The 22807-nt window shown below is 67.4% G+C and carries 16 protein-coding genes; 6 read left to right on the forward strand and 10 right to left on the reverse strand.

Annotated elements, in window-relative coordinates:
* Positions 1-2: 2 nt before the first annotated feature.
* The 5 genes from GGQ87_RS09685 to GGQ87_RS09705 are packed head-to-tail and all read right to left on the reverse strand — an operon-like array spanning position 3 to position 5425.
* On the reverse strand, positions 3-815 hold the full coding sequence (locus GGQ87_RS09685; RefSeq protein WP_168046943.1) for an enoyl-CoA hydratase family protein: 813 nt from the start codon (positions 813-815) through the stop codon (positions 3-5).
* Complete coding sequence (locus tag GGQ87_RS15420) at positions 812-1312, reverse strand: MarR family transcriptional regulator (RefSeq protein WP_168046945.1); 501 nt, start codon at positions 1310-1312, stop codon at positions 812-814. Before GGQ87_RS15420 ends, GGQ87_RS09685 begins: the two co-directional genes overlap by 4 nt.
* Positions 1309-2070, reverse strand: a complete 762-nt coding sequence (locus GGQ87_RS09695; protein ID WP_168046947.1) for an SDR family NAD(P)-dependent oxidoreductase — start codon at positions 2068-2070, stop codon at positions 1309-1311. Before GGQ87_RS09695 ends, GGQ87_RS15420 begins: the two co-directional genes overlap by 4 nt.
* Complete coding sequence (locus GGQ87_RS09700; protein ID WP_168046949.1) at positions 2067-4367, reverse strand: bifunctional salicylyl-CoA 5-hydroxylase/oxidoreductase; 2301 nt, start codon at positions 4365-4367, stop codon at positions 2067-2069. The genes GGQ87_RS09695 and GGQ87_RS09700 overlap by 4 nt, the downstream gene beginning before the upstream one ends.
* Positions 4368-4411: 44 nt before the next feature.
* Positions 4412-5425, reverse strand: coding sequence for a helix-turn-helix domain-containing protein (locus tag GGQ87_RS09705; RefSeq protein ID WP_168046951.1), 1014 nt, complete (start codon positions 5423-5425; stop codon positions 4412-4414).
* 257 nt (positions 5426-5682) lie between these two features.
* Here GGQ87_RS09705 and GGQ87_RS09710 point away from each other — a divergent pair, with 257 nt between their 5' ends.
* Entirely contained in the window at positions 5683-9975 is a 4293-nt protein-coding gene (locus tag GGQ87_RS09710) for a beta strand repeat-containing protein (RefSeq protein WP_168046953.1), read from the forward strand.
* 66 nt (positions 9976-10041) lie between these two features.
* On the opposite strand, the gene GGQ87_RS09715 is transcribed toward GGQ87_RS09710, so the two are convergent.
* A complete protein-coding gene (locus tag GGQ87_RS09715; RefSeq protein WP_209282429.1) occupies positions 10042-13050 on the reverse strand; it encodes a TonB-dependent receptor in 3009 nt (1002 codons plus the stop codon).
* A gap of 220 nt (positions 13051-13270) precedes the next feature.
* Here GGQ87_RS09715 and GGQ87_RS09720 point away from each other — a divergent pair, with 220 nt between their 5' ends.
* Positions 13271-14572: a pectate lyase family protein gene (locus GGQ87_RS09720; RefSeq protein WP_342448339.1), complete on the forward strand. Its 1302-nt coding sequence runs from the start codon at positions 13271-13273 to the stop codon at positions 14570-14572.
* Between the two features lie 232 nt (positions 14573-14804).
* On the opposite strand, the gene kduD is transcribed toward GGQ87_RS09720, so the two are convergent.
* Complete coding sequence (gene kduD, locus GGQ87_RS09725) at positions 14805-15560, reverse strand: 2-dehydro-3-deoxy-D-gluconate 5-dehydrogenase KduD (protein WP_168046959.1); 756 nt, start codon at positions 15558-15560, stop codon at positions 14805-14807.
* Entirely contained in the window at positions 15557-16390 is an 834-nt protein-coding gene (kduI, locus tag GGQ87_RS09730; protein WP_209282430.1) for a 5-dehydro-4-deoxy-D-glucuronate isomerase, read from the reverse strand. The genes kduD and kduI overlap by 4 nt, the downstream gene beginning before the upstream one ends.
* A 223-nt stretch (positions 16391-16613) precedes the next feature.
* Between kduI and GGQ87_RS09735 the strand changes: the two genes are divergently transcribed.
* Positions 16614-17846 (forward strand): glycosyltransferase, encoded by a 1233-nt coding sequence (locus GGQ87_RS09735; RefSeq protein WP_168046961.1) that lies wholly within the window; start codon positions 16614-16616, stop codon positions 17844-17846.
* A 3-nt stretch (positions 17847-17849) separates the two neighbouring features.
* Here GGQ87_RS09735 and GGQ87_RS09740 read toward each other — a convergent pair whose 3' ends face one another.
* Entirely contained in the window at positions 17850-18893 is a 1044-nt protein-coding gene (locus GGQ87_RS09740) for a substrate-binding domain-containing protein (RefSeq protein ID WP_168046963.1), read from the reverse strand.
* Between the two features lie 60 nt (positions 18894-18953).
* Positions 18954-20321: a pectate lyase family protein gene (locus GGQ87_RS09745; RefSeq protein WP_168046965.1), complete on the reverse strand. Its 1368-nt coding sequence runs from the start codon at positions 20319-20321 to the stop codon at positions 18954-18956.
* Between the two features lie 129 nt (positions 20322-20450).
* Between GGQ87_RS09745 and GGQ87_RS09750 the strand changes: the two genes are divergently transcribed.
* Genes GGQ87_RS09750 through GGQ87_RS09760 form a run of 3 tightly spaced genes read left to right on the forward strand, consistent with a single transcriptional unit; the run spans position 20451 to position 22805 of the window.
* Positions 20451-21263, forward strand: a complete 813-nt coding sequence (locus GGQ87_RS09750; RefSeq protein ID WP_168046967.1) for a 2-keto-4-pentenoate hydratase — start codon at positions 20451-20453, stop codon at positions 21261-21263.
* A complete protein-coding gene (locus GGQ87_RS09755; RefSeq protein ID WP_209282431.1) occupies positions 21260-22255 on the forward strand; it encodes a TRAP transporter substrate-binding protein DctP in 996 nt (331 codons plus the stop codon). Before GGQ87_RS09750 ends, GGQ87_RS09755 begins: the two co-directional genes overlap by 4 nt.
* Positions 22256-22292: 37 nt before the next feature.
* Complete coding sequence (locus GGQ87_RS09760; protein WP_209282432.1) at positions 22293-22805, forward strand: TRAP transporter small permease; 513 nt, start codon at positions 22293-22295, stop codon at positions 22803-22805.
* Positions 22806-22807 lie beyond the last annotated feature (2 nt).

A 22807-nucleotide genomic window follows, 5' to 3' on the forward strand; every position in this document is an offset into this window, starting at 1 on the left:
GCTCAGTCCCCCTCGAACACCGGCTCGCGTTTCGCCGCGAAGGCTTCGTAGGCGCGGCGGAAGTCGTTGGTCTGCATGCAGATGGCCTGGGCCTGGGCCTCGGCCTCGATGGCGGCGTCGAGGCTCATGTCCCATTCGACGTTGAGCTGGTTCTTGGTGACGCCGTGGGCGAAGGTTGGTCCCCTGGCCAGCGAGACGGCCAGATCACGGGCGGCTTCCAACAGGGCGTCGGGCTCGACCAGGCGGTTGTGGAAGCCCCAGCGCTCGCCTTCGTCGGCGGTCATGACCCGGCCGGTGAACAGCAGTTCGGACGCCCGGCCCTGACCGATCTGGCGAGGCAGGATGGCGCAGGCGCCCATGTCGCAGCCGGCCAGACCGACCCGGGTGAACAGGAAGGCCGTCTTCGTCCGCGCAGTGGCGATCCGCAGGTCCGAGGCCATGGCCATGATGGCGCCCGCGCCGACGCAGACTCCGTCCAGCGCGGCGATGATCGGCTGCGGACAGCCGCGCATGCCCTTGACCAGATCGCCGGTCATGCGGGTGAAGTCGAGCAGGGCAGGCATGGCCATTTCGGTCAGTGGACCGATGATCTCGTGCACGTCACCGCCGGATGAGAAGTTCCCGCCCGCGCCGGTGACGATCACCACCTTGCAGTCGCGCGCGTGGACCAGGGCGCGGAACAGGTCGCGCATCTCGGCGTAGGACTCGAAGGTGAGCGGGTTCTTCCGCTCCGGCCGGTTGAGGGTCAGCACGGCCACGCCGTCGTCATCGACGGACCAGAGGAAATGTTCGGCCTTGTATTCGCGCGCCTTCATGGGTGGGCATCCTCGTGAACAGCGGCCCGGAGCGAGCGTTTGGTCTGCTCGAGCAGGGCGGTCAGGTCTTCGGCCTCGACCCCGGTCAGGCCGCCGAGAAGGGTCTCGATCCAGTGCTCGTGCGCCCGGGCCATGGCGGCGAAACGGGTGCGTCCGGCGGCGGTCAGGCGGACGCGCTGCACCCGGCGGTCGGCGCCGGGAAGGTGTTCGATCAGGCCATCGGCCTTGAGCCGTTGGGACAGGCCAGTGACGTTGCCGTTGGAGACCATCAGCATGCGGGAAACCTCGCCCATGGTCAGGCCGGCCTCGCCCGCGCGGTCGAGCGCCGACAGCATGTCGAACCGGGGGAGGGTCGAGCCGAACTCGTCGCGCAGCCGCTGGGAGATGGTCTGTTCGATGGTGGTGGCGCAGGTCAGCAGCCGCAGCCACAGGCGGAGGGAGCGCTTGCCGTCGGGCGCGCCGCCGAGTCTGTCCGGCAGGGGAGCGGCGGCGGTCACAGCTCGCCTCCCGCCACGGGCAGGGCCGCGCCGTTGATCCCGGAGGCGCCGTCGCCGCACAGCCAGACGATGGTCTGGGCCACTTCGTCGGGGGTGATCAGCCGGCCTTGAGGATTGGAGGCGGCGAGGGCGGTGCGCGCCTCGTCTTCGCTACGGCCGGTCTTGCCGACGATGGCGTCGACGGAGCGGGCGACGAGATCGGTGTCGGTGAAGCCGGGGCAGACGGCGTTGACGGTGACGCCCTTCGAGGCGACCTCCATGGCCAGCGCTCGCGTCAGGCCGACGAGGCCGTGCTTGGCTGCGACATAGGCCGAGACGTAGGCATAGCCCTTCACTCCCGCGGTCGAGGCGACGTTGACGATGCGGCCCCAGCGGCGGGTCAGCATGCCGGGCAGGACCAGCCGTGCGGCCTCGGCGGGCGCCTCAAGGTTCAGGGCCAGCATGGCGCGGAGGTTGTCGGCGCTGGTCTTGAGGAAGGGCGCGGAGGTGGCGGCGCCGGCGTTGTTTACGAGGATGTCGATCGGCCCGAACCGGTCGCGTCCGGCCTCAATGGCCGCGGCGAGGGCGTCGGGGTCCGTGACGTCGGCGGGGGCGGCGAAGGCGAGGTCGCCGATGCGGTCCGCGCTCTCGTTCAGTCGCCCGATGTGGCGGCCGATGAGGGTGACCTGACAGCCGGCCTCGGCCAGCCGCTCGGCGGTCGCGCGGCCGATGCCCGAGCCTGCGCCGGTGACCACGGCATGATGTCCGGAGAGGCTCATACGGGGCCGGCCTGCTGCTGTTTTTCGAGGTTGCGGGCCAGTTGGGCGAAGCCTTGGCGGTACTGCACCGGCGGCTGGACGCCGCGCCAGCCGAGCTCCGCGGCAGCCCTCAGGCTCCAGTTCGGATCGGCCAGATGGGGCCGGGCGAGGGCGCACAGGTCGGCGCGGCCGGCCGCGAGGATGCTGTTGACGTGATCGGTCTCGTAGATGTTGCCGACGGCCATGGTGGCGACGCCCGCCTCATTGCGGATGCGGTCGCTCAGGGGCGTCTGGAACATGCGGCCGTAGACGGGTCGCGCCTGTTCCGAGGTCTGGCCCGCCGAGACGTCGATCAGGTCGCAGCCGGCGTCGGCGAAGGCGCGGGCGATGGCGACGGACTCCTCCGGCGTGATGCCTTCGTCGACCCAGTCGGTGGCGGACAGGCGGACGGACATCGGCTTGTCGTCCGGCCATACGGCCCTCATGGCGGCGAAGACCTCGAGCGGGAAACGAAGGCGGTTGCCCAGCGAGCCGCCGTATTCGTCGGTGCGCTGATTGGAGAGCGGGGTCAGGAAGGACGACAGCAGATAGCCGTGGGCGCAGTGCAGTTCGACCATGTCGAACCCTGCCTCGTCCGCCCAGCCCACGGCGCGCACGAAGTCGTCGCGGACGCGGTCCATGTCTGCGCGGGTCATCGCCCGCGGAACTTGATCGCCGTCGGACCAGGGGATGGAGGAGGGGGCGATCAGCCCCCAGCCGTCCTGAATCAATGGTTGATCGGCGCGCGGGCCCCACGGCCGTTCGACCGAGCCCTTGCGCCCTGCATGGGCGAGCTGGAGCGCGATGCGCGAGCCTTGAGCATGGACGAAGTCGACGATGCGGGTCCAGGCGTCGCGGTGCTCCGGCCGATACATGCCGGCGCAGCCGGGGGTGATCCGGGCGTCGGCGGAGACGTCGGTCATTTCGGTGAAGACGAGGCCCGCCCCGCCCAGCGCCCGGCCGCCGAGGTGCACGAGGTGGAAGTCGCCGACCGTGCCATCCTCGGCCGAATACATACACATGGGCGAGACGACGACGCGGTTCGGCACCGTCAGGCCGCGCAGGCGCAGCGGCGCGAACATGGGCGGCGGCGGTGCGGAGGAGGGCGGAGCGCCGGCGGCCTCGGCGAACCAGCGCTCGACCCCGGTCAGGAAGTCGCGGTCGCGAAGGCGCAGGTTCTCGTGGCTGACGCGCTGGCTGCGGGTCAGCAGGCTGTAGGCGAACTGCATCGGATCGAGGCCGACATAGCGGTCGACCGTCTCGAACCACTCGGTCGAGTTGCGGGCCGCGCTCTGCAGCTTCAGCACCTCGACCCGGCGCTCGGCCTCATAGGCGGCGAGGGCGGCGTCGAGGTCACCGCCTTCGGTCAGGGCGCGGGCCAGGTGGATGGCGTCCTCGAAGGCCAGCTTCGTCCCCGAACCTATGGAGAAGTGGGCGGTGTGGGCTGCGTCGCCCATCAGCACGACCTTGCCGTCACGCCAGTTCGAACAGGCCACCCGCGGGAAGTTCAGCCAGGCCGAGCCGCGCAGGTGGCGGGCGTTGCTGATCAGGGCATGGCCGCCCAGCCACTCGGCGAACAGGCCCTCGGCCGCGCGGCAGGTCTGGTCCTGATCCATGGCGTCGAAGCCAAGGCCGCGCCAGGTCGCCTCCGAACATTCGACGATGAAGGTCGAGGCGCCCGGCTCGAACTGGTAGGCGTGGGCCCAGATCCAGCCGTGCGGCGTCTCGACGAAGGCGAAGGTGAAGGCTTTGAACGACTGGTTCGTGCCCAGCCAGATGTATTTGTTGGTCCGCACGTCGATGTCGACGCCGAACGTCTCCGGGTTCTCGTTGCGGACCCGGCTGTTGAGGCCATCGGCGGCCACGATCGTGTCGGCGTCAAGCGCCCGGATGTCGGCGACCTCGCTCTCGAACCGCAGGCCGACGCCGAGGGAACGGGCCCGATCCTGCAGGATGTTCAGCAGACGCTTCCGACCGATCCCCGCGAAGCCGTGGCCGCCGGAGCGAATGGTCTGGCCATGGATGTGGACGTCGATGTCGTCCCAGTGGACGAAGGCCGCCTCGATGATCGCTGCGGTCTCGGGATCGTTGGCCTTGAGGTTGGCGAGCGTCTGGTCCGAGAAGACCACCCCCCAGCCGAAGGTGTCGTCGGGCCGGTTACGCTCATGCACCACGACGTCGAGCGATGGATCGCGCAGTTTCAGAGAGATGGCGAGGTAAAGGCCGCCGGGACCGGCGCCCACGATGGCGATGCTTCTGACGGCGGATCGCGTCGACATATTTGAAGCTTGAAATATTTTTTGGCCCGAGTCGAGGCCCGGGATCAGACCTCGGCGTGGCGGTCTACGTGGCTCAGCTCGTGGAGCATGTGACTGCGCATGTCTCTGGGCGTGAGGCCGTATGCGCTCTTGAATGCCCGGTTGAACCCCGAGAGGTCGGCGAAGCCGCTGGCGAACGCAATGTCGGCAATGGAGCGATGCGCCTCTGCGATGTCTTTCAGGCAGCGACGCGCTTCGGTCAGCCGGCGCCGAACCAGCGACTGGCGGAAGCTCATGCTCGAATGTTCGAACAACCGGTGCAGATAGCGTTCCGACACGCCGGCTTTCACGGCGACTGCCCGTGGTGTCAGGCCGGGATCGCGATAGTGTTTGTCGATCTGTCGCAGCATGGTCTCGAGACGGGCCGAGCGCAGCGTCGCGGGCCCGGTCTCAAGGGTGTCGATCGCCGTGCCGAAACTGAGCGCGATCAGGTCGTGGAAACCGCCCTCGAGCCAGGCGCGGGCCCGCTCGTCCTGGGTGGGAGAGAGGCGCAGCACCATCTCCGTGTAGTCATTCAGCAATACGCCGGCGGGACTGGTTGCGGACAAGGTGCGCGCGGTCATGTTTTCGAATTCGTCTATCCGCCGCCCCAGCGCACTCCGTGGCATGACGATGCACTGAAGAGAGCCGGCGGCCGCCATCGCCCCGCTCATCGGCGACGCGGAATCGAGCAGGATGAAATCGCCACGTTCCAGAGCGGCGTTCCGGCCGTTCTGAGAAAATCGTCGCCCCCCCGACCGCTCACGCATCAGCGCGACGACATCCATCGGAGACCGGCTGATCTCCTGCGAGCCGCGTATGACGTCGTACTGGCTGGTGGCGGTATCCATGAAGACGGTTTCGCCGACGAGCAGAGCCGTGTGCGTGCCGGTGAACGCCTCTTCGTTGCGGAAGATGGGCGCGGAATACATGTACGGCTGGCAGACTTCCTCGCGCCAGAAGGCCTTGCGGTCCACCTCCGGGAGCGCGTTCGTATCGATCCGCACGCCCATGACGCCGTCATCCCCGATGCGCGGCAAGAAATGACGACTTCAACCGCAGTCGTCAACTGACGAATACATCAACCAAGAGAAATGAAGGTTTCCCGGTTAAAGTAAACATGATCGGCTTCATTAAGTGGCGCGATGTGCGCGCTGCGCCCATTCCATGCGGTCAGCGCCAAGACGGTGCACACGACGCCTCCTAAGCCTCGTCGCAGGTCTGCCGCTCTGTGGCGGCCTTGTGGACGGATCAATCTGCCGGCTGCGCCAGGCGTGGACGGGCGAGGACGCGGAATATGGCTGTCACCACAACATACGGTCTGGCCCACCTTGGAGAAGGCGCCGCAGGAACCATGGACGCGGAGGCGGATGTCTTCGGCCTTGCCAGCGGCGGATACGGCTTCGCCGGCACGGATGCCGGCACCACTTCAGGCAACACAGGCTTGGCGCCATTCAGTCTGGTGACCGGCGTTGACCCTTCCGCGGCCGAGCTGACCAACGGGAACATCGTCATCGCCGGCGAAGACGCCAGCAGCATCCTGTTCCGCATTGTGGGGCCGAACGGCGCGACCGTGCTGAATACGGTGAGCGGGATCGACGCCAACACCTCGAACGCGGACGTCGCCGCATTGACGGGCGGCGGCCTCGTCATCGTCTGCGAGGATCATTTTGGGGCAACGGACAGCGACATCGACATCCGCATCTTCGACAATGCCGGCGGCGTGATCGCCAACTTCGTGGCCGACGGCACGACCGCCGATGACCGCAACGCCAAGGTCGCAGCCCTGGATAACGGCACGTTCGCCGTGGCCTGGACCCGCACGATCGGCGCGGAAACCGAGATCTGGTTCGCCGTCTACAGCGCCACCGGCGCCGTTATCGCGGCGCCCCAGCTGCAGGACACGGTCGGAACGATCAACCGCAACGTCAGCATCTGCGCGACGTCGACGGGTTTCGCCATGGCCTATGAAGACAACGGCTGGAACGGCGATGTCGACATCACCCTGAGCCGCCGGGGCTTCACCGGGACCTTTATCGGCAACACCGAGATCGCAGGCAACGCCACCGCCGACGAAGGGCCGCAGATCGCCCGATTCGGCAACGGCATGCTGGCGGTGTCGTATGGAGACAATGCCGCGGCCGGGAATACCGACGTCGTGGTCAAGCTCGTCGACCCTGCGACCGGGCAGGTCATCGCAAGCCAAGCGGCCCGTGGTATTCCGCTGCTCGGCAATGATGTCGTCAACAACGCCCTGACTGGCTACGGCTATTCCACCATCGTTAGTCTGGAAACCAATCTGACGACGGGTCAGGTTTACTACGATCGCCTTCAAGTGCGGCGTTCTTCTGCGGGTGACGGCGCGGACGACGTCATCGTCGGTGACGACCTCGTCGACCTCATGAGTGGGGGAGAAGGCGCGGATCAGCTGTCGGGTATGGGCGGGGCCGATGTGCTCTCGGGCGGAGGCGGGAACGACCAGCTGGACGGTGGCGCGGACATCGACATCATGAATGGGGGTCTCGGCGACGACGTCTTCACCGCCAACAATACGGCGGATCAGGCGGTCGAATTGGCGAACGAGGGCGTCGACACGGTCGTCTCATCGACGAGCTATACGCTCGGGGCCAACGTCGAGAACCTCTTCCTCGTTGGTGCAGGCAACTGGGCGGGCGTCGGCAACGACCTCGTCAATCAGATCCACGGCAACAGCGACGCCAACTTCCTCGACGGCGGCGGCGCCGCCGATGTGATGACCGGCGGCCTTGGGAACGACACCTATATCTTCGACAACGCCGGCGATCTCGCCGTCGAACTGGCGAACGAAGGTCTGAATGACGGCATCTCGAGCGGCGTCATCGACCTGGTTCTACAGGATGGCGACAACATCGAACGGATCGAACTGACCGGACTCGCGAATTTGAACGCCACCGGCAGTTCGACCGACAACGGCGTGAAGGGCAATGCCGGCAACAATGTTCTGAATGGCGGCGCAGGCGCCGATTTCATCGAGGGCCAGGGTGGTGCGGATACGCTGATCGGCGGCGAGGGTGGCGACGTCATGCTCGGCGGCGCAGGAGACGACACCTACTTCGTTGATTCGAAACAGGACTCTTTCCACGAATTCGACAATGAAGGCGTGGATCACGTCTTTTCGACGGTGACGCTGAGCCTGTTCTCGGCCGTTGAAAACGCAACCCTTCAAGGCGGCTCCAACGTCGACGTTTTCGGGAATAATCTCGTCAACGTGATCACTGGCAATGCCGGGAATAACTACGTCGACGGCGCAGGCAGCAACGACACGCTGTTCGGGGGCGACGGCGACGACACCTTGGTTGGCGGAACGGGCGCTGACACCCTGACCGGTGGCCTCGGTAACGACGTCTTCGTCGTCGACAGCGCGGGCGACGTGGTCGTCGAGCTCGAAGGGCAGGGGGTCGATCGGGTGGAGAGCTCGGTTCACTACAGCCTGTTCGGCGATGTCGTTGAGGACCTGACCCTGCTGGGGTCGGCGCACATCGACGGCACGGGAAACTCGCTTGGCAACCGGATCACCGGGAACAGCGGGAACAACACGCTCGCGGGTTACGACGGGAACGACATCCTGACGGGCGGAACCGGCGGCGACCTGATGTATGGCGGCTGGGGCGACGATGTCTTCTATGTCGACGACATCGGCGACTCGGCGGTGGAGTTTGACGGCCAAGGGACCGACCTGGTCTATTCCTCGATCAGCTTCAGTCTTGTGGGCCAGCATCTCGAAAACGCCACCATGATCGCTGGGAACAGCGGCGATCTGACCGGAAACCAGCTCAACAACCGTCTCGCAGGCAGCGCCGGGTCGAATATTCTGAGCGGAGCCGGCGGGAACGACATCCTTGTCGGCGGCGCTGGGGTCGATACCCTTGACGGCGGCGCTGAAACCGATCTGGCCGACTACTCCACGGCCGGATCCGGCGTCACCGCAAACCTCGAAGCCGGTGTGACCAGTAATGATGGCGACGGCTTCACCGATACCCTGATCTCGATCGAGAACCTGACCGGCTCGGCCTTCGGAGATGTTCTGACAGGCTCAGGCGCTGCTAACACGCTGATCGGCGGCACCGGCGTCGATGTGCTGAACGGCGGCGGCGGGATCGATACCGTGAGCTATGCCGACGCCTTGAGCGGCGTGGCCGCCCAGCTGAACGCCAACAAGGCGACGAACGACGGGCAGGGTGGCACGGACACCTTCTTGAGTATCGAGAATCTGACTGGATCGAACTTCAATGACACCCTGATCGGCGACAGCGGCGTCAATGTGCTGCGGGGCGGGACGGGGACTGACACCCTGCTGGGTCTCGGCGGCGCGGACGTTCTGTGGGGCGGCGCCGGGGCGCTGAATGCTCTGCAGGGCGGCGCGGGCGACGACATCTACGTGCTGGAAGCCGCCGACAGCGTGACCGAGTTCGTCGGCGACGGCATCGACACCGTCGACGCCCGCATTCTCACCTATGTCCTGGCCAACAACGTCGAGAATCTGCTGTTCGGCGGGAACGGCGACTTCAACGGCACCGGCAATGCGCTGGGCAACACCATCACCGGGGGAGCGGGATCGGATAACCTGCGCGGTCGTGGCGGTGTGGATGTGCTGATCGGCGGGCTGGGAACGGATACGGTCGATTATACGCTCGCCGCCGCCGGGGTGACCGCCCGGCTGGACCTGCAAAAGGCCACCAACGACGGGGACGGCGCGACCGATACCTTCACCTCGATCGAAAACCTGACCGGTTCGAACTTCAACGACCTTCTGATCGGCGACGGCAACTCCAATATCCTGATGGGCGGCGTCGGCTCGGACACTCTGCTGGGCGGCGGCGGCGCCGACCTGCTGATGGGTGGCTCGGGCGGCGCGAACAACCAGCTGCAGGGCGGGCAGGGCGACGACTGGTACGTCCTCGACGCCTTCGACACCTGTGTCGAGTTGGCGGGTGAGGGGCTGGACACCATCGAGGCGCGGGTCGGCACCTATACGCTCGGGGCCAATATCGAGAACCTGCTCTACACCGGCCCCGGCAAGTTCGTGGGCAACGGCAACACCATGGACAACGTCCTGACCGGCGGCGCGCTGGACGACATCATGCGCGGCAAGGGCGGCAATGACACCGTCTTTGGCGGCGCCGGCAAGGATGAGGTGCAACTGCGCGGCGTCGCGGCCGAATACACCGTTGCCGTCGAAGGCAACGGCTACCGGATTGTCGACACCGTCGCCGGCCGCGATGGATCAACCTTCGTCGATAGCGTCGAGGTCCTGCGCTTCGTCAACAACACGACCGTGACCCTGAGCTACCCCCCGCCGGCTGAGAAGATTCTGGCCCCCCAGATCCTGCCGACGCTGTTGGACGACGACGCCTTCGTCCTGCCGCACGTGACGGACGATCAGCCGCTGGTCCTGCCGGGTTCGGAGACGCTCAAGTTCCACGGTGATCCGCTGGTCCTGCCGCAGATCGAGGCGCCGCTGTTCGTCAATCTCGAGTTCCATCTGCCGCCCTCCAGCGACTGGATGATCACACTCGGACATGACGGAGGCATTCTCGGCGACCCGATCTGACGGGAGACCAGGGACAAAAAAAGGGGGCCGCGCTGTCACGCGGCCCCCTTTCCGTTTTCGGAGAGGTCAGAAGCGGTAGCGGGCGCCGATGAAATACTGGCGGCCGGTGTGGTGATACACGGAGGTGCTTTCGCGATCCGCGCCATCGCCGACGAACTGATGGTTCTCCTCGTCGGTCAGGTTCAGCGCCTCGAAGGTCACCTCGACCTGGTCGGTCAGCTGATACGAGGCGGAGGCGTCGATGTTCAGCGTCTCCTTCTTGCCCTCGACCTGGTTGCCGTTCCGGCCCGGGACGTTCTGGATGTAGCCGTCACGCGACGCCGCCGAGACCCGCGCCGAGAACTTGTCGTCCTCGTAGTAGAGGGTGGCGTTCCACGACTGCGGCGACAGATTGATCAGGTCGTCGGTCTGGAAGGCCGTGCACAGGGCATTGGCGCAGTAGTCGATCTCGGATTCGACGTGGGTGTAGTTCAGCTGAACCCCGGTGTTGCCGAGCGGACCCGGCAGGAAGCGGAAGGGCTGCTGGTAGCTGACCTCGAACCCCTTAAGCGGGCCGCCTTCGGTGTTCACCGCGGCGGTCAGCTGGAAGATCGTGGTTGGCGAGCAGGCGCCGCTGCAGAAGCCCGGCGCAAAGGCGGACGGGTTCAGTGCGGTCAGGGCGGTGTAGGGCAGGTCCTGACGCAGGATCTGAATGTAGGTGTCGATGTCCTTGTAGAAGTAGGCGAAGGACAGCAGGCTTTCCTCGGCGAAATACCATTCCACGCTGAGGTCGTAGGTATTGGCCCGGAACGGCTCCAGCTTCACATTGCCGATCGAGGCCGTGAAGTTCGGACCTGACGCCGCCAGCGACGTCGTCGGAACCAGATAGTTGGTGCCTGCCAGGGTGTTGCCGATCTGCGGCCGGGCCATGACCTTGGCCGCGCCGAAGCGGATCAGCAGGTCCTCGACCGGCTCGAAGGTCAGGTTCAGCGAGGGCAGGGTGTCGGTGTACTCGTTCTCGCCCTGGACAAGTGTGCCGCCGCCGGTCGAGCTGTAGCCTTCGGCTTCGAGCCACGTCGTCACCTGGCGGACGCCGACGTTGCCGCGGACCGGCATGCTGAACAGGTCCAGATTGAAGTCGGCCTGGAGATAGAAGGCCAGATCTTCTTCGTGGATGCTCCGGTTGCCGCCCCGCGCGTTGCCGTTGGTGATGCTGGTCAGGCGGAAGTCGCCGCCCGGCACGCCGGTGTCGCAGTTGCAGTAGATGTCGAACAGATCGGCGATCGCGTTCAGGTCGGGGCGCAGCCACGAGCTGTCCGTGCCGCCGGGGATCAGGTTCGTGCCAAAGCCGGTCAGCAGGTTCGAGATGTCCGCCACGGTCACGCCGGGCGGCAGCGCCGGCACCACCGTCTCGTCCGTGCGGCGGAAGTCGAAGGAGGTCGAGTCGTAGCTCTTCCAGTTGACCCCGGTCTTCACCGTCAACCACTCCTGGGCGTCATACTCGAGGTCGGCCTGCGCCGAATCGAAGACGGTATCGACGCCGTTCGGGCGCAGGCGGATTTCCGAGCGGGGAACCGCTGCGGTCGAGGGGCGCCACTGCCAGTTGGCCGGATCGGTGACGTCGAAGCCGTAGTTGATGACCGGCGCGTCCGGATTTCCCCGGAAGTCCCACGAATAGCCCTGGGTGTTGGACCGGTCGAGGGTGACCGTGGTCTGGATCGGGTTGTCGAAATTCGATTCCGCCCGACCGAAATAGTAGCTGCCGCGCAGGCGATCGCTGAAGTCGTGCTGGGCCGTCAGGCTGACCTGCAGGAACTCGGTGGACAGCACGTCGAAGCGGCTTTCCGAGCGGACATCGACGTTGTCGAACAGGCCGTAGACCAGCATGTTGTTTTCGACGACGGCGTCACGGACGCCGATCTGGGTCTGGCCGCCGGCGGCCGCGTTGCGGCTGAACGACAGGGCTTCGAGGAAGTCTTCCTGGCGTGTGGCGTCGAGCTTGGAATACAGAACGTCGAGCGAGAATAGGGTCGTGTCGGCGGGACGCCACTGGAAAGCGCCCGTGACGCCAAGACGCTCCTGCGTGTGGCTCAACCGGCCATAGCGCGGCAGGCGGGGAATGAAGACGTTGGGATCATTGGCGAGGGCGAAGGCGGCATTGTTGGACGCCGTATTGGTCGGCCGGAGCACGCCGGTGGCGCAGTTGGTCGCGCTGGCGCCGTTGCCAGACGAGGGATTGCGCTGGATGCCGGCCGTCGTGGGATCGACGTCATAGTCGAAGGGGCTGCAGAAGCCGCCGCTGTTGCCGCTGCCCGGCGCGGCGGCCGGGGCCCAGCGGACCGAACTGAAACCTTCTTCCAGCGAGTCGCGCTCGCTGTAGGCCACGGACACCAGGGCCCCGAACTCGTCGTTCTGACCGAAGGTGTTGCTGAGCAGCAGAGCGGTGCGCGGGCTCCAGGTTTCCGACAGGTCGTTGTAGCCCCCCTGCACGGAGAGGGCGGCGGTGGCGCCGCGATAGTCGAACGGGCGCGAGGCCTGCAGGTCGACGGTCGCGCCCAGCGAGCCTTCCTCGGTTTCGGCGGCGGCCGTCTTGCGGACGGTGATGCTCTGGAAGAGTTCGGAGGCGAAGACGTTGAAGTCGAAGCCGCGGCCGCGGTTGGCGCCGCCGGAAGAGTCCGTGCCGCCGGCCGTGGCTTGGGCTTCCATGCCGTTGATACGGGTGCGGGTGAAGTCAGCCCCCAGTCCGCGAACAGTGATCGAGCGGCCCTCGCCGGCGTCGCGGTCGATGGCGACGCCCGGCACGCGCTGGATCGACTCGGCCAGGTTGAGGTCGGGGAAGTCGGCGATGTCCTCGGCGACAATGACGTCGACGACATTGGTCTCGCGCCGCTTGGCGTCGAGGCTGGCGCTGAGGCTGGCGCGGAACCCGGTGACGATGATTTCGTCGACCTGGGTCGGGCCCTCCTGCGGATCCTGGGGCGCGGTCTGGGCCGCGGCGGCCCCCACTCCGAGTGAAAGGGCGACCGCCAGGCCCGAGGCTCCGGCGAACAGGGTGCGACGCAGGGCGCGCGGCCCCGACTGAATGGCTTGCATCATATGCCTCCTCCCAATGGGCATACAGGACGCCGGAGTGACCCCGGTCTATCGATTTTTGCGGGCGGGTCCTTGCTGGCCTTCCCGTTTGACACCGGTGTCATCTTCGCGCGAGATGCGCCCTGACACCGGTAGCAATTGAGAGCGTAACCCGATGATCCGCGTTTTCGCAAGGCCGCTTCGACACAAAGCCGCCACAAGCGCTGCGGTAACGGCGCTATGCGTGTCGCTGTGGGCACACCCCGTGGCGGCGCGCGGCCAGACGCTCGCCTTCCCGGGGGCTGAAGGCGCGGGGCGTTACGCGGAAGGCGGGCGGGGAGGGGCCGTCTGGCGGGTCACGAACCTGAACGACGCCGGGTCCGGAAGCCTGAGGGCGGCGGTGGAGGCCGAGGGCCCACGCACCGTCGTCTTCGACATTGGCGGGACGATCCGGCTCGCCACGCCCCTGACCGTCCGGCGGGGGCGGATCACCATCGCCGGGCAGACCGCGCCCGGCGGCGGGATCACCCTGCGCGACCATCCACTGGTCATTGCCGCGGACGACGTCGTCATCCGCCACATCCGCTCGCGGCTCGGAGACGAGAGCGGAGTCGAGGCGGATGCGATCTCGATAGAGCGCGGACGGCGCATCATCCTGGACCATGTCTCCGCCTCATGGTCGGTGGACGAGACCCTGTCGGTGGGCAGCCGGTACGATCCGCCGGAGCGCGGAATCTACGATGTGACGGTGCAGTGGTCGGTGATCGCGGAGGCCCTGAACGCCTCGGGCCACGCGAAGGGCGATCACGGCTACGGGTCGCTGGTCCGGGGTGGTCACGGCGCGCGCATGACCTTCCATCACAATCTGTGGGCGGCGCACCGGGCGCGGATGCCGCGACCGGGCAACTACAATCCGCCTGCCGCGGATCCGGTCGGCCCGCTCTTCGAGTTCCGCTCCAACGTCTTCTACGACTGGGGCGGTTCGCATGCCGGCTACAATGCGGACACGGAGAGCCTGTCGACCTATGCCTTCGACGGTAACGCCTACCTGCCCGGACCGGACTCCGGGGGCCTGTGGGCGTTCGAGGAATCGAACCCGCTGGCCCGGGCGTGGTTCGCGGACAACGCCATGGACGGCGTCGTCCCCGGAGATCCGTGGAGCCTCGTTCGGGAGAGTGATCGACCGGGCTATCGGCTGCCGGCGCGACCCGAATGGGCCGAGGCAGCCGGTCACTCGCCGGAGGAGGTCGTGAACCGGGTACTGGATCAGGCCGGTGCGAGTCCTCGCGACTCCGCAGACGAGCGGATCGTCTCAGGCGTTCGCGGACGCAGCGGCCGCATTATCGACAGTCAGGCGCAGGTCGGCGGCTGGCCCGAACTCGAGGCCGGGCGTCCGTGGGAAGATAGCGACGGCGACGGCCTCCCTGACAACTGGGAGCGGGCCAAGTCCCTCGACCCGTCGAATCCGGCGGACGGCGCCGCCGATCCCGACGGCGATGGTTTCACGAATCTCGAAGACTGGCTGAACGCGTTGGCAGGGCGGTGACCCGCTCGTCCTCGCGGCGGCGGGCGATGTCGATCCACTGATCGGCAAGCTTGAGCAGACCTTCGCGGCGGGCGAGGTCCCGCTCGCTGACGGCCTCAGCGATGAGCTCTTTCACTTTGGGGGGCAACCGGCGGGGTAGGGGCGGGGAATCATAAGTTGGCTTCACGACATTGGGACCTGTCGAACCGCCCCCCGTCGCCATGGTTCCGTACGGCACAGCCGGATGGGCTGGCTAGCGGGCGAGCCAGCCTCCGTCGACGGGAAGGATCGTGCCGTGGACGTAGGCGGCGGCGTCCGAAGCCAGAAACACCGCCGCGCCTTTCAGGTCCGCCGGATCGCCCCAACGGCCGGCGGGTATGCGGGCGAGGATATCGCGGTTCCGCGTCTCGTCAGCCCGCAGGGCCTCCGTGTTGTTGGTGGCGAAATAGCCGGGCGCGATGCCGTTGACGTTGATCCCCTTGCCCGCCCATTCGCAGGCCAGCAGGCGGGTCAGCCCGGCCAGACCGCTTTTCGACGCGGTATAGGAGGGCACACGAATGCCGCCCTGGAAGCTCAGCATTGAGCAGATGTTGATGATCCTGCCGCCGCGGTTGGCGCCGACCCATGTCCGCGCCACCGCCTGCGAGAGGAAGAAGGCGGTCTTCAGATTGGTATCAATGACCGCGTCCCAGTCTTCCTCGGTGAAATCGAGGCTGTCGGCGCGGCGGATGATGCCGGCGTTGTTGACCAGAATGTCGATCGCTCCGACGGCCTCAACCGCCCGGGCCACCACATCGGCGATGGGGGCGGTCGAAGACAGGTCGGCGGGAATGGCGTGCAGCGCCCGACCGGCCGCGGCCACGAGTTCGGCCGTCTCCGTCGGGGCCGAACGGCCGACCGCGACGATATCCGCACCCGCCTCGGCGAGGCCGACGGCGATGGCCTGACCGAGTCCGGTGTTGGCGCCAGTGACGAGGGCCTTGCGGCCGCTGAGGTCGAAGGGGCTCATTTCAGCTGGCAGATGTCGAGGACGTTCATGTCGGTGTAATCGAGGTTCTCGCCGCCCATCGCCCAGATGAAGGTGTAGTTTGACGTGCCCGAGCCCATGTGGATCGACCACGGGGGCGACACCACCGCCTCGCTATCGGCGACCACGATATGCCGCTGCGCGCCCGGCTCCCCCATGAAGTGATAGACCCGGTCGTTGTCGGACAGGCCGAAGTAGAAATAGACCTCGGACCGGCGATCGTGCAGGTGCGGCGGCATGGTGTTCCAGACGCTGCCGGTCTTCAGGATCGTCAGGCCCAGCAGCAGTTGGCACGACTGGCAGGTCGCCGGGACGATGTACTGGTAGATGGTCCGCTCATTCGACGTCTCCAGCGCGCCCCGCTCGAGCGGCACGGCCTGGCTGAGCGAGATATGCTTCGTCTCGTAGCGGGCGTGGGCCGGGGTCGACGCCAGATAGAAGCGCGTGTCGCCGACGAAGGTGACCGCCTTCGACCCCATGGCGATGTAGAGGCCGTCGTTGGCGGCCAGCGTATAGGCCTGACCGTCGACGGTGACCGTGCCAGTTGTTCCGCCGACGTTGACGACGCCCAGCTCGCGCCGCTCGAGGAACGGGTGGCCCGCGGCCGAGGCCGGCTCGGTCTGGTCGGGCAGTTTTACGGTGGCTCCGCCGGGCTGCACGCCGCCGATCACGAACCGCTCGTAGTGGGTGTAGTGCAGCCTGATCTCGCCCGCGGCGAACAGGCCGTCGATCAGATAGCGGTCGCGCAGCTGGTCGTTGGTGACGCCGTCCATCATGTCCGGATGGGTCGCGTGATAGGTCTTGCAGTACATGGAGATCACCTTGTCCGGGTCGAAGCGCGTCGTCTAGGTAACCGGTGTCATGACGCGGAGCAAGGCGCGGCGGGCGAGGGCGTTATGTCGGTTTGGGGGTGCTCCAGAGCACCTCGTCGCTTCCGGGCAGTTCTGATTTGGGCGCGAAACAGTTTCGTTCAAGAATGGCGCGCGGACTTTTTATCCGCAGACTGCGGCACCCTCAGCGGAAGAGGGGGATCAAATGCGTTTCTTGCTGTCGACCTACGGGTCGCGAGGCGACACCGAACCCTTGGCCGCACTCGCGTTGGCGCTGAAGGCGGAGGGCGCGGACGCCGTCGTATGCGCCCCGGCGGATCAGGAGTTCGTGGATCTTCTCGCCCGGGCTGGAGTGGAGTTCGCGCCCGCCTTCATGCCGGTTCGCCAGTGGATCGACGAGGCCCGCAAGGCGCCTCGGCCGCTGCCGGAGCTGGCCGCGATCATGATACCGGCGCAGTACGAGGCGATTTCCGCCGCCGCCGCCGGATGCGACGCGATCGTGGCTACGGGACTGTTTCCGTCCACTGCCGCCGCGTGGTGCGTGGCCGACAGGCTGGGCCTCCACTACGCACAGGTCGCCTTCTGTCCGCTGACCCTGCCGTCGCATCATCACAGCCCGTTTCCGCGACCCGGCTATCCCCTGCCGCCCGAAATCACCGATGCGAGGCAGTTGTGGGCGCTGAACGCGGAGCACATGGACGCCCTGTTCGGCGAGGCGACCAATGCGCAGCGCGTCGCGGTGGGATTGTCGCCGGTCGAGAATGTCCGGGACCATGTCCTCACCCGCCGGTCCCTGCTCGCCGCCGACCCGGTGCTGTGGCCTTGGGAGCCGACCGATATGAGCGACCCCGTCCAGACCGGCGCATGGATCCTTCCGGACCATCGGCCACTGCCGGCGAATCTGAGGGCCTTCCTGAACGCGGGCACGCCGCCGGTCTATGTCGGCTTCGGCAGCATCGCCCTGCCGACCACCCGGGCGGCGGCGCAGACCGCGATCGAAGCGGTCAGAGCCAAGGGCTATCGGGTCGTCCTCGCCAGCGGCTGGGCCGACAGCGCGCCGATCGAGTCCCGCGATGACTGCTTCGTCGTGGGGGAGGTCAACCAGCAGGCCCTGTTCAGTCGCGTGGCTGCCGCGGTGCACCACGGCGGGGCCGGCACCACGACGGCGGCCGCGCGCGCTGGGGCCACCCAAGTCATCGTGCCCCAGATCGTGGACCAGCCCTTCTGGGCCAAGCGGGTCGCCGGGCTTGGCGTGGGGGTGGCGCACGAGGGTGCGGTTCCGACGCCGGAGTCGCTGTCCGCGGCGCTCGACGCCGCCCTGTCGCCCGAAATGCAGGCGCGAGCGACGGCCGTGTCGGTCCGGATGTCCGATCAGGGGGCGATGGTGGCGGCGAAGCGGCTGATCGAGGCGGTCTCCACTCGCGGCTCGCCGGCTTGAGGGTTACCGGGTCGGCGCCGCCGTCGAGTCGCGCACCACGAGCGAGGGATCGACCTCGGGCTGGACCAGCGTGGCGGGGTCCAGTCCGCGCAGGCCGGCGGTCAGCTTCTCGGCGGCCATCCGGCCCATGTCGCGGATCGGCAGGCGGACGGTGGTCAGGTTCGGCCAGACGCGCGAGGCCATCGGCAGGTCGTCGAAGCCCACGATGGAGAGGTCGCGCGGCACATCGAGGCCGGCGTCTCGAGCCGCCTTCATGACCCCGATCGCCATCTCGTCGTTGCCGGCGAAGATGGCGGTCGGCGGCTCCGGCATGGCGAGCAGGCTGTTGGCCGCCTCGACGCCGGATTCGAAGGTATAGGCGCCCTGCCGGACATAGGCGTCCTCGAGCTTCAGACCGTGCTCGGCGAGCCCGTCACGGAAACCCGCGCCCCGCTCGTGCGAGGACCGGAAACTGTCGGGGCCGGAGATGAAGGCGATGCGCCGGTGGCCCAACTCGGCGAGGTGCCGGGCGGCCTGGGCCGCGCCGCGGCTGTCGTGGGTCACAACCATGCAGGCGGGCTCGTCCAGCGACACCGAAGCGATGCGGACATAGGGACAGTCGGCGTCCCTGAGGATTGCGATGACGCGGTCGTCCTCGGAAACCGAGGGCGGCATCACGACCCCGAACAGCTTCTGGCGCACGACGAAGCCGCGCACCTCCTCGAGGAAGGTGTCCGAGGCCCGGTTGCAAGGGTGGACCACCAGTTCGAGGCCGGAGCCGCGCACCCCGTCCAGCACCCCCTGCTGCATGTTGACGACGTAGTTCGGGCTGGGGTTGTCGTAGATCATCCCGACCAGGAACGATCGGCGGAAGGCGAGCCCCCGCGCCTGCGGATCGGGGGTGAAGCCGTGCTCCGCGATGACGGCCTGGACGCGCTTGCGGGTCTCTTCCTTGACGAAGGGCGAATTGTTGATGACCCGCGAGACGGTCTTCTTCGACACCTCGGCGAGGCGAGCGATGTCGTTGATGGTCGCGGGCTTGCCGCCCGTCCGTTTGGTCTCGTTCACGCGCGGTCTCTCTGATCGAACGCTGTCCTTAGACGGAAGCGCGCCCTCTGTCAGCGCCGCTCAGGTGCCGCGCCGCTGGGCCGGACGGTCCAGCACCTCGTCGCGCAGGGGCGTCATGAAGCGCAGGTCCCAGTCGTCCGGATTGAACGGCTTGCGGGTCGCCTCGACGATCGCCGGATAGCCGCCGACCTCCCGTTCGTTGTCGATGATCTCGCCCCGGCCCTCGGCCACCTCGGCGATCAGCAAGACATCGCGCATGTCGCGGTCCCAGGGGCGGGCGCCGGCCTGCGACAGGACGGAGACCTGCACCTGCTCCGCCGGAATGGGCGTCAGGCCGTCCCACCAGACGGGCGGACGGCGGGTCTCGATGATCCGCGCCGGGGCGGTGGTGTAGCGGCCGAACATCCGCAGAGGCTCGCCGACCTGATCAACGGCGATATTGTCGCGGCCGTAGAATTCCACGTCGCCCGCGCCGCCGATCATCATGAAGGCGAGGCGGTCGGTCGGCGTGGAGGGGCCGGCGCGCAGGACGTTGCCGACGACGGTCATCTTGCCGACCTCGTAGGGATGGTTCAGCCACTCCTCCGGCGCGAGGTTGTAGTGAATGGCGCGCGGACCGGGATCGTAGATCAGGTTGTTGGCGATGACGCCGTGCACCCCGCCCTTGAACAGGGGGCTGCGCTCGTAGTTGTGGGCGTACAGGTTGCCGACGATCAGCAGTCCGGTGACGTTGTCGTGGATCAGCGAACCCTTGGAGTGCTCGCCCTTCGAATGGCTGGCGTAGGCGAGGCTCTCGGCGACAATGTTGTTGGAGAAGGTGATGTCGTGGCTGGTCCCGGCGCGCCATTCTTCCGGGGTGGAGCCGGTGAAGCGGGGGCCGGACGCCGACAGATTCTCGTCAGTGCCCCATTCGAGGCTGCAGTGGTCGACAATGACGTTGTACGCCGTCTGGGTGGAGATGCTGTCCTCGTCCCAGCCGCTCATCCACTCCTGACCGGCCGAGCCGGGACGGATGCGGATGTGCTGCACGATCACGTCGTGGCCGCCGATGTCCATGCCGCCCCGGATCAGGGTGATGCCGGGCGAGGGGGCGGTCTGGCCCGCGATGGTGATGAAGGGGTTGGCGATCTTCAGCGTCTTGCGGTTCAGGTCGATGACTCCGCCCACCTCGAACACCACGATCCGGGGACCATCGGCTTCGATGGCCGCGCGCAGGGAGCCGGGTCCCTCGCTGTTCAGATTTGTGACGCGGATGATCTCGCCGCCGCGCCCGCCGATGGTTCTCGCCGCCCAGCCTTGGGCTCCCGGGAAGGCCGGCAGACCAGCTTCTGCCGCGGCGGGGGCGGGCGTCTGCGCCACTCCGACCATGGGAAAGGCGAGGGGGAGCGCGAGGGCGGCGGCGACGGCCGCGATGCGGGCGAGGGTCATGTTTCCATCCTGTCACAGGGTCGCCTGTGGCCGCGACCTTCATCATGGGCGCCGCCACTGGAGCGCCGCCGGATTCAAATTGACACCGGTTTCCTTCCTGCGCAATGTCTGGCGTAACAGGGAGGCGGCGTGAGCCACGCACACGACAATTCAAGCGGTTCGCCGATCGCGCGCGCCTTCGTGGACGCCCGCCGCGCCGGGCGTGCGGTTGCGTCCTACCCGGGTGTTCAGCCGGGCTCAATGGACGCCGCCTATGCGATTCAGGACGAGGCCATCGCCGCATGGCCGGACGACGTCGCCGGCTGGAAACTTGGCCGGATCAACGCGCCGCACGACGCCCGCTTCGGCGCAGGACGGTTGGCGGGACCGATCTTCTCGAAGGCTGTCTGGACCGCCGGCGCTGCGCCGACGCCCTTCCGTGTCATCGATGGCGGCTTCGCGGCCGTGGAAGCCGAATATCTTCTCGAGCTCGGAGAGACCGCGCCCGACCGCGATGGCTGGACGGCGGACAGCGTGGCCCCGCTGGTCGCGCGCGTGTTCACCGGCGTCGAGATCGCGGGCAGCCCGTTTGCCGGCATCAACGATCACGGGCCGGCGGTGACCGCCTCGGACTTCGGCAACAACGCCGGCCTGATCCTCGGGGCGGAGATCGCCGACTGGCGGGATCGGCTCGCTGGACTGACCTGCTCCATGAGCATCGACGGGGCGGTCGTCGGCCGGGGCGGGGCCGCGTCGATCCCCGGTGGCCCGCTCGATTCCCTCGCCTTCCTGCTCAATCTGCTGCACCGTCGCGGACGGCGGCTGGAGGCGGGGCAGCTCATCTCGACCGGCGCGGCGACAGGCGTGCACGACATCCTCGCCGGCCAGTCGGCGGTTGCGGACTTCGGTCCCGACGGACGCATCGAATGCGTCGCCGTTTCCGCAGGGAGAGAGCCGTCGTGAGCCTTACGCGCAGAACGCTCGGGCTCGCCGGATTCGCGGGCCTCGCCGGTCTCTCGGCCTGCGCGCCGCGGCAGGCGGCGAATGGACAGACCGTGTTCAACGCCGTTGACGTCCACCCCGCGGATTATCCGACCGTCACGGCCGTCAAATGGATGGGCGAAGAGCTCGGCCGCCTGACCGATGGTCGGCTGGGCGTGCGCCAGTTTCCGGCGGGCCAGCTCGGCACCGAGGACGATTCCATTGGCCTGACCCGTTTTCAGGCCGTCGATATTTGCCGTGTCGCCGTGGCCGCCCTGAACAACGCCTTCCCCGAGACCCGTCTGCTGGCGCTGCCCTATGTGTTCCGTTCGGTTGGGCACGTGCGTGCCGTGGTCGACGGCGAGATCGGCACCGAACTGCTCAACGTCTTCGAGCACCGGGGCCTTGTCGGACTGGCCTATTACGACGCCGCGCCGCGCTGCTTCTACAATGTGCGCCACCCGGTCATCGAGCCGGGGCATCTGCGCGGGCTGAAGATGCGGGCTCCGCAGTCCGACATCTTCCTCGACTCAATCCGGGCCATGGGCGCCAATCCGACGCCGCTGACCTTTGGCGCCGTGTTCTCGTCGCTGCAGACTCATCTGATCGACGGGGCCGAGAACAACTGGCCCAGCTATCAGTCGAGCCGCCAGTTCGAGGTCGCCCGCCACTGGAGCCAGACGGAGCACTCCTTCTCGCCGGACGCCCTGCTGATGTCGAAGGCCAGTCTGGAGCGGTTGAGCAAGGCGGATCAGGACCTCGTTCGCGACGTCGCCCGCCGCTCGGTGCCCCTGATGCGCGTGGAGTGGGACCAGCGCGAGGCCAAGGCCCGCGAGACGGTGCTCGCCTCCGGGGTGCAGGTGTCCGAAGTCGACAAGGCCGCCTTTGCCGCCACCGTCCGTCCGGTGCTGGACAAATATCTTGCCGAGCCGCGCCTGCGCGCGCTCCACAAACGTATCGCAGCGGTCGCCTGAACGACCGCGCAAACCTCGGCGCTCAGGGAGGGCCCGAATGTCTGAACCCCGACGCGGACCCGTCCGCGCCCTCGACGCCCTGGCGGGTCTCGTCATGGGACTGGCCGGCGCGGCGCTCGTGGGCATGGCGCTGGTGCAGGCCTGGCAGGTCTTCGCCCGCTATGTGCTGAACGACAGCCCCGGCTGGACCGAGCCGCTGGCCCTGTTGCTGATGAGTTTCGCCGTGATGTTCGGCGCGGCCGTGGCTGTGCGGCGCGAGACCCATTTTGCCTTCCAGACCTTCCGTGACGCGGCGCCCGAGCGAGGCCGCTGGCTGCTCAAGTCGCTCTCGCGGCTGATCGCTGCCGCGTCGGGGGCAGGCCTGATGGTGCTGGGCGGGACGCTGGTGGTCGACGAATGGCCGGTCGCCATGGCGGGGGCGCCCCTGCCGTCGGGTCTGAAGTTCGCCGGCCTGTGCGTCGGCGGCGCGCTGATCCTGCTGTTCGCCGTCGAGCGGCTGCTGACCGGAGACTATCTCGCGCCGGAAGCGGTCGCCGGGGCGGAGGACTGAGC

The organism is Brevundimonas alba (assembly GCF_011927945.1).
GTDB lineage: Bacteria > Pseudomonadota > Alphaproteobacteria > Caulobacterales > Caulobacteraceae > Brevundimonas > Brevundimonas alba.